At 62.8% G+C, this 12,138-nt stretch carries 13 protein-coding genes; 5 read left to right on the top strand and 8 right to left on the bottom strand.

Going from position 1 to position 12,138, the window contains the following annotated elements:
• The first annotated feature begins 31 nt into the window (after positions 1–31).
• Positions 32–997: a DMT family transporter gene (locus MESAU_RS24005; RefSeq protein WP_015318613.1), complete on the top strand. Its 966-nt coding sequence runs from the start codon at positions 32–34 to the stop codon at positions 995–997.
• On the opposite strand, the gene MESAU_RS24000 is transcribed toward MESAU_RS24005, so the two are convergent.
• The 3 genes from MESAU_RS24000 to MESAU_RS23990 all read right to left on the bottom strand — a co-directional run bounded on the left by MESAU_RS24000 (position 998) and on the right by MESAU_RS23990 (position 3,459).
• Positions 998–1,801 (bottom strand): helix-turn-helix domain-containing protein, encoded by an 804-nt coding sequence (locus tag MESAU_RS24000; protein WP_015318612.1) that lies wholly within the window; start codon positions 1,799–1,801, stop codon positions 998–1,000.
• A 53-nt stretch (positions 1,802–1,854) separates the two neighbouring features.
• The gene (locus MESAU_RS23995) at positions 1,855–2,724 is read right to left on the bottom strand and encodes a uracil-DNA glycosylase (RefSeq protein WP_015318611.1); all 870 of its coding nucleotides are present in this window, start codon (positions 2,722–2,724) and stop codon (positions 1,855–1,857) included.
• 90 nt (positions 2,725–2,814) lie between these two features.
• On the bottom strand, positions 2,815–3,459 hold the full coding sequence (locus MESAU_RS23990) for a hypothetical protein (RefSeq protein WP_015318610.1): 645 nt from the start codon (positions 3,457–3,459) through the stop codon (positions 2,815–2,817).
• A gap of 220 nt (positions 3,460–3,679) precedes the next feature.
• Here MESAU_RS23990 and MESAU_RS23985 point away from each other — a divergent pair, with 220 nt between their 5' ends.
• Positions 3,680–5,359 (top strand): electron transfer flavoprotein-ubiquinone oxidoreductase, encoded by a 1,680-nt coding sequence (locus MESAU_RS23985; RefSeq protein WP_015318609.1) that lies wholly within the window; start codon positions 3,680–3,682, stop codon positions 5,357–5,359.
• A gap of 138 nt (positions 5,360–5,497) precedes the next feature.
• Positions 5,498–6,094, top strand: coding sequence for a DUF922 domain-containing Zn-dependent protease (locus MESAU_RS23980; protein ID WP_015318608.1), 597 nt, complete (start codon positions 5,498–5,500; stop codon positions 6,092–6,094).
• Positions 6,095–6,159: 65 nt separating this feature from the next.
• Here MESAU_RS23980 and MESAU_RS23975 read toward each other — a convergent pair whose 3' ends face one another.
• From MESAU_RS23975 to MESAU_RS23960, 5 genes are all read right to left on the bottom strand, one after another.
• Positions 6,160–7,170 carry an endonuclease/exonuclease/phosphatase family protein gene (locus MESAU_RS23975; RefSeq protein ID WP_015318607.1) on the bottom strand — a complete coding sequence of 337 codons (1,011 nt, stop codon included), beginning with the start codon at positions 7,168–7,170 and terminating at the stop codon, positions 6,160–6,162.
• Between the two features lie 146 nt (positions 7,171–7,316).
• Complete coding sequence (locus MESAU_RS23970; protein ID WP_245262892.1) at positions 7,317–8,777, bottom strand: AMP nucleosidase; 1,461 nt, start codon at positions 8,775–8,777, stop codon at positions 7,317–7,319.
• Positions 8,778–8,894: 117 nt separating this feature from the next.
• Entirely contained in the window at positions 8,895–9,089 is a 195-nt protein-coding gene (locus MESAU_RS23965; protein WP_015318605.1) for a hypothetical protein, read from the bottom strand.
• 40 nt (positions 9,090–9,129) lie between these two features.
• Complete coding sequence (locus MESAU_RS31565; RefSeq protein WP_015318604.1) at positions 9,130–9,285, bottom strand: hypothetical protein; 156 nt, start codon at positions 9,283–9,285, stop codon at positions 9,130–9,132.
• A 208-nt stretch (positions 9,286–9,493) separates the two neighbouring features.
• Positions 9,494–9,835, bottom strand: a complete 342-nt coding sequence (locus MESAU_RS23960; protein WP_015318603.1) for a DUF2147 domain-containing protein — start codon at positions 9,833–9,835, stop codon at positions 9,494–9,496.
• Between the two features lie 439 nt (positions 9,836–10,274).
• On the opposite strand from MESAU_RS23960, the gene MESAU_RS23955 reads away from it, so the two are divergent.
• Together MESAU_RS23955 and MESAU_RS23950 are read left to right on the top strand one after the other, a co-directional pair.
• The gene (locus MESAU_RS23955) at positions 10,275–10,541 is read left to right on the top strand and encodes an SEL1-like repeat protein (protein ID WP_010915070.1); all 267 of its coding nucleotides are present in this window, start codon (positions 10,275–10,277) and stop codon (positions 10,539–10,541) included.
• A gap of 427 nt (positions 10,542–10,968) precedes the next feature.
• Positions 10,969–12,090: a branched-chain amino acid ABC transporter substrate-binding protein gene (locus MESAU_RS23950; RefSeq protein WP_015318602.1), complete on the top strand. Its 1,122-nt coding sequence runs from the start codon at positions 10,969–10,971 to the stop codon at positions 12,088–12,090.
• Positions 12,091–12,138: the final 48 nt, after the last annotated feature.

The following is a 12,138-nucleotide window of genomic DNA, read 5'->3' as shown; positions in this document are numbered from 1 at the left end:
CCTCGACCGCGGGCAGAGACGCATTGCCAAAGTGACATCAGGAGCGGGGGCGCAACCAGAGACGGCGCTCGGCCACGGTACGCTGAGAGGCATCGTGCTGAAGATCGTCTCCGTGGCGGTATTTGTCGGCATGCAAACCTGTATCAAGGCGGCGGGCGATGTGCCTGCCGGGCAGATCGTCTTCTTCCGTTCCTTCTTCGCCATCTTCCCGATCATTGTCTTCCTGACGTTGAAGGGACATCTGGCCACGGCATTCGTCACGAAACGCCCCTTCAACCACGTCGCGCGTGGCGTCGTCGGCGTCGGTGCCATGGGGCTCGGCTTTTTCGCGCTCACCAGGCTGCCTCTTCCCGAGGCGATCACCCTGAACTATGCACAGCCGCTGCTGGTCGTGGTGTTCTCCTCGGTCTTCCTTGGCGAGACGATCCGCGTCTATCGCTGGAGCGCTGTCGCAATCGGCCTCATTGGCGTGCTCGTCATTTCCTGGCCGGAGCTGACGCTGCTCAATTCGGATGAAGGTCTCGACCACCAGGAGGTCCTGGGCGTCATGGCCGCGCTGGCGGCCGCGGCAATCTCCGCTGTCGCCATGCTGTTGGTGCGCAATCTCGTGCAGACGGAGAAGACGGCGACCATCGTGCTATGGTTCTCGTCGACGGCGAGCGTGCTCTCGCTGTTGACGCTGCCCTTCGGCTGGCAGTCGCTGACGCCAATACAAGCCACGTTGCTCATCCTCGCCGGCTTTTGTGGCGGGCTCGGCCAGATTTTGATGACCGCGGCCTATCGTCATGCCGAAGCCTCGGTCGTGGCGCCTTTCGAATACACCTCGATGATCCTCGGCGTCGTCGTCGGCTATTTCGCTTTCGGCGACGTGACCTCGCCCGGCACGCTGGTCGGTGGCGTGATCGTGGTCGCCGCCGGCATCTTCATCATCTGGCGCGAACGGCAGCTGGGTCTGGAGCGGACGCGCACCCGCAAAGCTGCGCTGCCGCAAGGGTGATCAGGACCGTTCCTTCGCCAAGCGTACCAGCATCGCCCGTGTCTGCTCATCGGCCGGGAAAAAGGATTCGATCGCCAGTTCCGAAAGGGTGACATCCAGTGGCGTGCCAAACACGGTGATGGTGCTGATGAAGGAAAGCACCGTATCGCCATGGGCAAGCCGCAGCGGATGCACGATCGCATTCGGCTCGACCGGCGCCGGCCGGCTGCTCTGCAGGCCAGAGGGATAACCGCGAAGCTCTTGCTCCAATGCCACCAGCACCGGGTCACCGGCAGCATCGTTCTGATGTTTCAGCCGTTCGAGCAGGTGGGTGCGCCATTCCTGGAGGTTCACGATCCGCGGCGCGACACCACCTGGGTGCAGGCTGAGCCGCAGCACATTGACGGGTGGCTGGAGCAGAGAGGGCTCGGAAACATCGGCCAGGAATGGCCCGATCGCCGTGTTCGCCGCAACCAGGTTCCAGTGCCGGTCCACCGCCAATGCCGGAAACGGCTCATGCCCCTTGAGCACCATCTCGACCGCCGCCATTGCCGGTGCCAGCGTCGTGTCGGTGAGCGGCCGTTCGCTGAAGCTCGGCGCGAAGCCCGCGGCTAGCAGCAATTGATTGCGCTGCCGCAGCGGGATCGCAAGCTGCTCGGCCAGATGCAGCACCATGTCGCGCGAGGGCGCGGCACGCCCGCTTTCGACGAAGGAGAGATGCCGTTGCGAGATTTCGGCCTCCATGGCGAGGTCGAGCTGGCTCATGCGACGTCGCGTGCGCCATTCGCGGATCAGGCTACCGGCGGAGGTTTGGGGCGTTGTCATGCAGGACGACTAGGCTGACGCTGAATGTATTTCAATCACCTGCAAGGTCATCGTTAGCTCACTTCCCGCAGCTTCGCCTTCACTTCGAGAAAATCCCGCCATGCGAGCTTCTTGTGCGCGGGGGTGCGCAAGAGATAGGCCGGGTGCAGTGTCGGCATGGCTGGAATGGCAATGCCGGAACCCGTGGTGTGGACGCGCCAGTTGCCGCGCAGCCGCAGGATTCCTTCCGAGGTGTTGAGCAAGGTCTTGGCCGACGGGCCGCCGAGATTGATCAGCACCTTGGGATTGACCAGCTCGATCTGACGCTCGATGAACGGCCGGCAGATCTCGGTCTCGTGCGGCGTCGGCGTGCGGTTGCCGGGTGGGCGCCAGGGAATGACATTGGCGATGTAGACCGAGCTACGGTCGAGGCCGATCGCAGCCAGCATCCGGTCGAGCAGGCGGCCCGAGCGCCCGACGAACGGCAGTCCTTCAATGTCCTCGTCACGGCCCGGGGCTTCACCGACCAGCATGACAGCCGCTTGCGGGTTGCCGTCGGCGAATACCAGGTTCTTGGCGGTCGCCTTGAGATTGCAGCCCTCGAAAGCTGCCATGTGCTGGCGCAGCTCGTCCAGGGTCGTCGCCGTCATTGCCAGTTGGCGTGCCAGCGCCGCCTGCGCTTCGTCGGGCACGGCCGAGGTGGGCGGGCGCGGGGCCGGAGCATCCGGCAAGGCGCGCGCATCGAGGCGCGGTGGACCCGTGGCCGGCTCCGGTGCCTTGCTTTCGCGTGGCGCCGCCGCCGGCGTGCGCTCCGCCGGCTTCGGCACGGCCTCCGCGAACCGATTGACCGGCGCATCCTCCAACGCCTCGTCAACACCCGCGCTGGCATAGAAGGCGAGCAGATCGGCCAAATCGACCGGATTGTTGGGAGAGGCGGCAGTCATGGCCGCACCATCGTCCGGGCGGGATCAATTTGCAACCTCGGCGAAGTCGGTCGCGGCAGCCAATCCCGCTTGCCAAGGCGAGGTCGCGGTCTAGCCAGTGGGTATGCGTGGATCCTGAACCAAATAGAAGGTCCATCGCGGCGTGTAGTCGGTCATCAGGAATTCGAAGCTGGCGGTCTTCAGCGGGTCCACCTTGCCGTTTTTGAACAGCAGCCGGTCATAGGGCTCGAAATCGCGGTCGAAATCGGCGAAATTGCTCGACCAGATATTGTCGGGCGTCTTGTTGCGCTGGTCGAACGAAAGCCCGTCTCCGAACACGCTTGGCTGGTCCAGTATTTCCTGAAGCTCGAACTGGAACTCGATCCAGGCCTGGCCGCTGTTGTTGAGCACGTCGATGCGCATGTACATGATGCCATTGGCGAACTCGCCTGCTCTGCCGAATGCCTGGATCGGCTTTGTGGTGCGGATGGTCAGCGTCACGGGTGTCGCCGAATTCAGCTCTTCGGTGATGACCAGCGGATCGTCCTTGGTTCCGATGCCGGAGGCTCCGGTGATGCGGAAACCGCCAAGCTCGTCGGAAAACGAGTATGCGCCTGTCGCCCAGACCTTCACTTCATCCGCGACGGCATGACACGGGCTCGACGCCAGAAGGGCCAAAATAAGCGCCCGGCAGGCCCGGCCGGGCGTTGATGGAAAGCGCGTCGAAGAGAAGCCGCCTGGCCCGGGAATGCGCATGGCGGGAAGTATGGCCGATAAGCAAGCCGTCGAACAATAAAAAACGCAAGCCTTGCGGGCCGCGCCGCGTGGAAATGGCCTCTCTGCCGCGCAAAGCGCGACTTTTTGGCCAAATCGGCATTGTCAGGTATGCGCCGGTTTCCTGTCGCCAATTGATGCGCTATGCAGCGCAGGAGCCAGCAAGATACGCCAACGGCGGCAAGCCAGTGCGGAGGGGTTGATGAGCGATATCGAACGCGAAAGCATGGAATTCGACGTGGTCATCGTCGGTGCCGGACCGGCCGGCCTTGCCGCGGCCATCCGCCTCAAGCAGGTCAATCCCGAGCTCTCCGTCGTCGTGCTGGAAAAGGGCGGCGAAGTCGGCGCCCACATCCTGTCGGGGGCCGTCGTCGATCCGATCGGCATCGACCGGTTGCTGCCTGGCTGGCGCGAGGAGGATGGTCATCCCTTCAAAACGCCGGTCACTGCGGACCATTTCCTGGTGCTCGGCCCCGCCGGTTCGTTCCGCCTGCCCAACATCTTCATGCCGCCGCTGATGAACAACCACGGCAACTATATCGTCTCGCTCGGCAACGTCTGCCGCTGGCTGGCTGGCAAGGCCGAGGCGCTCGGCGTCGAGATCTACCCAGGCTTTGCCGCGGCCGGCCTGCTCTACAATGAAGAAGGTGCCGTCACCGGCGTCGTCACCGGAGACATGGGCGTCGAGAAGGACGGCACGCATGGTCCGGGCTTCGCGCCGGGCATGGCGTTGATGGGCAAATATGTGCTGATCGGCGAAGGCGCGCGCGGTTCGCTGGCCAAGCAGTTGATCGCTAGATATAAACTCTCCGATGGCCGCGAGCCCGGCAAATACGGCATCGGCCTCAAGGAACTCTGGCAGGTCAAGCCGGAGAACCATCGGCCGGGTCTGGTGCAGCATTCCTTCGGCTGGCCGCTGGACATGAAGACTGGCGGCGGTTCGTTCCTCTATCATCTGGAGGACAACCAGGTGGCGGTCGGCTTCGTCCTCCACCTCAATTACAAGAATCCCTATCTGTCGCCTTTCGAGGAATTCCAGCGCTTCAAGACCCATCCGGCGATCGCGGGCACGTTCGAGGGCGCCAAGCGCCTGGGCTACGGCGCGCGCGCCATAACCGAGGGCGGCTGGCAGTCAGTGCCGAAATTGTCGTTCCCGGGCGGTGCGCTGATGGGGTGCGCGGCGGGCTTCGTCAACGTGCCGCGCATCAAGGGCTCCCACAATGCGGTGCTGTCGGGGATGCTGGCGGCCGAGCATGTCGCCGAGGCGATCGGCGCCGGCCGAGCCAATGACGAGCTTTCCGCCTATGAGGATGCCTGGCGGGCGACCGACATCGGCAAGGACCTGAAGAAGGTGCGCAACGTCAAACCGCTGTGGTCGCGCTTCGGCACCATCATCGGCGTCAGCCTCGGCGGCCTCGACATGTGGCTGAACACGCTGTTCGGCGTCTCGCCCTTCGGCACGCTGAAGCACGGCAAGGCCGACTATGCCACGCTCGAGCCGGCCGCCAAGCACAAGAAGATCGTCTATCCGAAGCCGGATGGCGTGCTGACCTTCGACCGTCTGTCCTCGGTGTTCCTATCCAACACCAATCACGAGGAAAACGAGCCGGTCCATCTGCTGGTCGGCGACATGGACCTGCAGAAACGCTCGGAACATGATGTCTTTGCCGGACCTTCCACACGCTATTGCCCGGCCGGCGTCTACGAATGGGTCGACAAGGACGGCAACGCCGCCGCCGACCCGCAGGCGAAGGATGTGCGCTTCGTCATCAACGCGCAGAACTGCGTCCACTGCAAGACCTGCGACATCAAGGACCCGAACCAGAACATCAACTGGGTGCCCCCGCAAGGCGGTGAAGGACCGGTCTACCAGGGCATGTGACCCCTGCGCCGCCGCGCCGTCCAGGGCGCGGCAGCAAAATTGCAGCGCAGTTCCGGCTGCGAGAGCATGCAGCGCAGCAGAACCGTTGAAACTATCACCGGCTTATGGTTCCCTTCTCCGGGGACAAGGAGAATGCCGATGCGCCGGACAGTTCTGACATGCCTCGCCGTCATCGGGACACTGTGCGCGCCTGAGGCCTTTGCCGGCACCAGGGCAATCGTCCAGACGCGGACCTACGACATCACGGGAAACTCGGGTACGGCCTTCATCGACGCGATGGACAGCAAGGGGCCTAAGCATGGCTTCATGACGCATGCCATCGCCACAACCGCCTATACGGTCGACTGGGATCTCGGCGGAGGCCAGGACAACGGCGTCTGCCGGCTGCGGCGGGTCAACGGCACGCTCAATCTGTTCTACACCTTCCCTCGCGTTGGCTCGCCCATGGCGCCGACGTTGAAGAGGCGTTGGAACAGGTTTTTCGCGGGTGTTCGCGCCCATGAGGAAACACATGGGCGCATCGCCAGGGAGATGATGCGCGTGACAGAAAGGTCGATAACTGGCCTGCGGGTCGCCAACGACCCGTCATGCGACAAGGCGCGCCGCGAGGCTCGGCTTCGCATCAAGGCCGTTTATGCAGAATATGAGGCGAGGCAAAACGCCTTCGATCGGCGTGAGCATCGCGATGGCGGCCATGTCGAACACCTGATCGCTGCCTTGATCGGGAAACCTTGAACGAGCAATCCGTTCGCCATCTCAACGCTTCGCCGTGGCGCGGGTGCTCCATTCGCTTTGACGCGTCAGCCGCGCGGCTCAGCAGGCAAATCGTGCGCCGCGAGCGCGGTGGCGTGCTCATCCTCAGGCTGTTTCTCATCGGACCGGACCGAGAATTCGACCAGCACCGGCAGGTGGTCGGAGCCGGTATCTTCCAGCCGCGTCGAAGACAGGATCGTCACGCCGCCTTTGCTGAACACCTGGTCGATCGGCAGGCCTGCATAGCGGCGCAGGAAGTCGGGCAGCGTCCGGTGGATCCACGTCGGGCCGGCGGAAGGCATGAGTGTCAGCCCGCCGAGAGCCGCGACCCGCCGCACCGCGGCACTCCACGGCACGGCGTTGCAATCGCCTGCCATGATCGCGGTCTCGCCGAGCGCGGCCAGTGGCTGCGCCAGTTCGCCGATCTGCCAGTATTGCTCCTTCGGCCAGGGCCAGCTCAAATGGATCGCGGCGACATCGACATCGGTGCCGCCGAAGTCGGCTGTGGCGATGGCCATCGCGCCGCGCGGCTCGCAGCGCGGCGCGGCGTCGGCGGCAAAGGGCCGGCGCGACAGCAGCGCCACGCCGAACATGCCGTTTGGGTAGGGGCAGAGGATTCGGTAGGGGTAGGCGCTGGCGATGTAGCCAAGCTCGATCGTCCACATCTGCGACACCTCGTCGAGCGTGATCACGTCCGGATTGGTGCGGCCGATCAGTGAGAGCACTTTCTTAGGTGTTGGGTTGTTGAAGCGCAGATTCATCTGCAGCAGGCTGTAGACGATCTGGCCGGTCGGCTTGGCGGCCGCCTGTTGTGGCCACCATTTGGGCAGCGCACCCGTCGTTGTGGCCAGGCAGAAAATGGCGAAAAGCAGCCCAGCCGCGGCTTGCAGCCGAAACGAGCTGGCGAGCAGCGGCAGCGCCAGAAGTGCCATCAGCACGCTGAGATGAATGCGGAAATGCGAGAAGGAATCGAACGCCGGGTGCAGCGTGCCGAAAAATCCGGCCAACAAAGCGGCCGACAATGCCGTCATCGCCAGGAATGCCAGCCCAGCCGTCATGTTCAAGCGCGCGCCTGTTCCCATTGAGGTCGTGTCTGCGAGGTTGTATCCGCTGAATGCCGCGTGTCGGTCCGTTCGATTTGCTTATCGGCCAAATTGCGGCCTGAGCAAGACGACGAATTGCCTCGCCGAGGCTTCGCGGTCGCCTACTGGAATGCCGTTTCCGAAAAGCTCCGGAGCTTGCGCGAATGCAGCCGCTCCATCGGCATCTCCGCCAGCTTCTCCATCGCCCTGATGCCGATAGTCAGGTGCTGCGCCACCTGCCGCTTGTAGAATTCGGTTGCCATGCCAGGCAGCTTCAACTCGCCATGCAGCGGCTTGTCGGAAACGCACAGCAGCGTGCCGTAGGGGACGCGGAAGCGGAAGCCATTGGCGGCGATGGTCGCCGATTCCATGTCGAGCGCAATGGCGCGCGACTGCGACAGGCGCTGCACCGGTCCGCGCTGGTCGCGCAGTTCCCAGTTGCGGTTGTCGATGGTGGCGACGGTGCCGGTACGCATGATGCGCTTCAAATCATAGCCCGACAGGCCGGTGACCTCGGCGACGGCTTCCTGCAGCGCGACCTGGATCTCGGCCAGCGGCGGGATCGGCACCCAGACCGGAAGATCGTCGTCCAGCACGTGGTCCTCGCGCACATAGGCATGCGCGAGCACATAGTCGCCGAGCGCCTGGGTGTTGCGCAGCCCGGCGCAGTGACCAAGCATCACCCAGGCATGTGGCCGAAGCACCGCGACATGGTCGGTGATGGTCTTGGCATTGGAAGGACCCACGCCGATATTGACCATGGTGATGCCGCCATGGTTCGGCTTCTTCAGATGGTAGGCCGGCATCTGCGGCAGACGCTGTGGCGCTACGCCGTCGCTGGGCGCGCTCTGCCCGGCCCGGGTGATAACGTTGCCAGGTTCGACAAATTCCGTGTAGCCGTCACCGCCCTTTTCCATCAGGTCGCGGGCGCGGGCGACGAACTCGTCGATATAGAATTGATAGTTGGTGAACAGCACGAAGTTCTGGAAATGCTGCGGGCTGGTTGCGGTGTAGTGCGTCATGCGGTGCAGCGAATAGTCGATGCGCTGCGCCGTGAACGGCGCCAGCGGCCGGGGCTCGCCGAAGGCCACTTCGAACGTGCCATTGGCGATCTGATCGTCGGTGCCGTCGAGATCCGGCACGTCGAACAGGTCGCGGATCGGCCGCTTGATGCGTTCGGCAGCGGCGCCGTCGACATAGGTGCCTTCCAGAAAAGCGAAATGCAGCGGAATCGGCGTGGTCGATTCCGAGACGGCTACCGACACGCCGTGATTGCGCATGATCAGCCGAAGCTGCTCGATGAGGTAGGTCTCGAACAGGTCCGGCTGGGTAACCGTGGTGGCGAAATGACCTGGTGTTGGCATGTGGCCATAGGCCTGGCGCGAATCGACCTGGGTGAACGAACTCGTGGTGACGCCGATCTCGGGGTAGAAGGCCCGGTAGCGCTTGCTGCTGTCGCCGCCGGCGGCTAGGGCCGCGAAGGAATCGCGCAGAAACTTGGTATTGCGGTCGTAGAGCACCTGCAGCGCGGCAACGGCCTTTTCGGCGTTATCGAAGCTTTGCCGGCCAAAGGGCTCGGGCATGACGACAGATTCGATGGCTTGGGGATAGATTCGCTTTTCCATGGCTCAATATAGAGACTTGGACGGGCGGTTGGGAGGGGGCTCGCCGCCGAAGGCGCTTAAAGCGCCCTTTTTTCTTCAACCCCGCTGCAGGCTGACCAGCAGCACGAACCCGACGCCGGACTTTCTGAGCGCCGGCGCCTCGATCGTCGAGCCGCTATCGGCGCGCATCATCGGCACCGCCAGGACCGGAGCGGCCAGAAGTATCAGGATGAGCGCCGCCCGCGGCAGGAGCCGGAGGGTCTTGGAGAGGTTGGCGGCGATGCGGTTCATGATCTCTGTGCTTTTCTTTTCGAGGTCCGGGTTCTCTGCTTCAGTGACGAAAATCGGTCAGGCAGGCGAGATGGCACATTCTGGTGGCGCCGTCCCAGGAGCGCGGGGAACGGCCCGCTTCGGCGACAAGGATGGCGAAGAACATTCCAAACAGGCTCATCAGCAGGCAGACGATGGTGAAGCGGCGAGCAAGCATTGGGTCCGTGTCTCCTTCAACACGCATGAGAATGCCCTGACGCCTCTGAACCGGCTCTGATGCCGGCGTTCATCTGCCGTTCAAATTGATTGAAGGGATGTTGACTGGGTTGCGGCAACCAGAATGCCGACCGAGCGCTGCCTGCTCATCGACAGAACGAAAACGGGGCCCACCAGGCCCCGTTTAGAGATCACACGGAAATGGTCGCTTAGAGTTTGTGCCAGGTCTGGCTCTTGCAGATCAGTCCGCCGAGCACGCAACCGCTCATCTTGAGCGAGTCGCCCGACAAGGTTGCCTTGCCCGAATAGGTCTTGTCATTTGCCGGATCGGTGATGTTGCCGGTGTATTTGTTGTCGCCGGCCGCCTTGAGCGAGCCGATGGTCTTGCCGGCATATTTGCCTGATTTGAGCGTGATGGAGAACGAGCTGCTGCCTGAAATGGCAGCGGTGTCGCCGGCTTGCGTTTTCCAGTTGCCCTCGATCGGATCGGCCCACGCCGCGCCGCTCAGGATCAAAGTGGCCGCCAGGGCCAGGCTCACTTTTCGAGACATGTCTTCCTCCCTTTGGATAGCCGGCCGAATGCTCCGCCTCGCCGGTCTGCCGCTTACGCAAACGTAAGCTAATCCAGCTTCCGTCAAAACGAAAGCGGTGCCGCGACGGAAGGTTTTGGCATTTCGAAAGCGCCTGAATTCGCCCTGTCGGCCCGGAAATGAAAACGACCAGCGCCTCGTGTTTGCTTTCTAGGGTTAGCAGAGTGTTGACCGCGCGCTCGAAAATTTTCGGCAAATTTGGCGAAAACCAGCTGAATTGCTGGCTTCGTATCCTTAACGAATTTTCGCGTTTACCTCTTGTTTTAGCTTTGTTTTCCTCAAATTAAGCACGCCATTTAACGACGGATTCAAGCCTGCGCGGCATTCTCGAAAGCATCGAAAGAGCGGCCCGGACAAGACGAACGGAGGCAGCTCTCGGGAGCCAGACAGGGGACTAAAAATGGCACGTTTTGAAATGCTTGAAGCAGGCTTCGGCGCCATGGGGGCAACTGCCCAAGCCGACATTCTTTTCGAATTGGGCATGATGTATGCGACCGGCCGCGATTGCGAAACCGACGTCGTTGCCGCCCACAAATGGTTCAACATCGCCGCCATCAAGGGATCGGCCCGCGCCGCCGAGTTGCGCTCGGAACTCTCGGCGGCCATGTCGAAGGTCGAGATCGCCAAGGCGCTGCGCGAAGCCCGCGAATGGATGACCATGCACTGAGTTCCGCCAGACGGGGACGCTCCGGCCAAGACCGCAGAAAGACGGTCGGGCCAACAGGGAAAAGGCTGCGCAGACAGCCAGGCCACGGCCATCGACAACGAGAATGCGGCACGCCGACAGGTCCAAGCCGCGCAACGGACCATGATCCCGAAGACTCCGGTTTTCGGAAGGATCATGGCCAACATGAAGACAGGGAAGGTGGGTTGGGTTCACAGCGCGGGGGCGCCGGGGAAACAGCCTGACCGGCAAAAAAAGCCACGACCGGCCGGAACAAGGCTGGCGTGGCTTTTTGCGTGGATGAGGCCGCGCAGGCCCAATCGAGTGGCGCCAATGCGCCTAGACAGGTCCGATGAAGGATGAAATTGTCCCGCCTCTCTGGAAGAAGCGCGGCCGGGCGGCCGCGCGTGAGTGGAGGAGTTCTATTGTCATGAAAAAAATGAGTGTTTTGAGCGCGGCCATTTTCGGCCTGATGATGAGCGCGCCGGTCGCGTTCGCCGATGACATCACCATCTCGGTGGTCGGCCCGATGACCGGACAGCTCGCCACCATCGGCGATCAGTTCAAGCAGGGCGCACAGGCCGCCGCCGACGCCATCAACGCGGCTGGCGGCGTCAACGGTTCCCAGATCAAGCTCGACATCGAGGACGACCAGTGCGATCCCAAGCAGGCGGTGTCGGTCGCCAATCGCATCGTCGCCAACAGCGTCAAGTTCATCGACGGGCATGCCTGCTCGGGTTCCAGCATTCCGGCCTCGGCGGTCTATGCCGAAGCCGGCGCCCTGATGATGAGCCCGGCTTCCTCGAACCCGGTGCTGACCGATGCGGCCGCCAAGGCCGGCTGGTCGACAATCATGCGTCTCTACACGCGTGACGACGCGCAGGGCGCCTTCATCGGCCCGTGGATCGCCAAGAAATACGCCGGCAAGAACGTCGTCATCCTGCACGACAAGAGCGCTTACGGCCAGGGCGTGGCTGATGCCGTCAAGGCGACCATGAATGCCGGTGGCCTCAAGGAGGTCTATTATGACGCCATCAACCCCGGCGAGAAGGACTATTCGGCGCTTGTCACCAAGCTGAAGGATCTCAAGGCCGATGTCGTCTATTTCGGCGGTTATCATCCTGAAGCTGGCCTGATCCTGCGTCAGTCGGCGGAACAGAATTTCAAGTTCCAGCTGATCATGCCGGACTCGATCGCTTCGCCGGAATTCTGGCAGGTTGCCGGCCCGGCCGGCGAGGGCACGATGTTCGTGTTCCCATCGGATCCGCAGGCAAAGCCGGAAGCCAAGGCAGCCGTCGAGAAGATCAAGGCCGGCGGCTTCGTGCCGGAAGGCTTCACGCTGTTCTCCTATGCCGTGGTCCAGGCATTCGCCGAAGGCATCAAGCGTGCCGGCAGCGACGATCCGGCCAAGGTTGCCGAGGCGCTGAAGAATGGCACGGCGATCAGCACCGTTGTCGGCGACGTCACCTTCGACGAGAAGGGCGACCTCAAGAATGCCAGCTACGACATCAACCAGTGGCATGACGGCAAGTACGCGCCGATCGCGCAGTAATCGCCCTGGCACTCGGGTAATCCAAGGGAATGGCCGGTTTCGTCCCGG

Source organism: Mesorhizobium australicum WSM2073 (assembly GCF_000230995.2).
GTDB classification, from domain to species: Bacteria; Pseudomonadota; Alphaproteobacteria; order Rhizobiales; family Rhizobiaceae; genus Mesorhizobium; species Mesorhizobium australicum.
The sequence above is the reverse complement of the archived record's forward strand: the minus strand, read 5'-3'. Positions and strand labels throughout refer to the sequence as shown.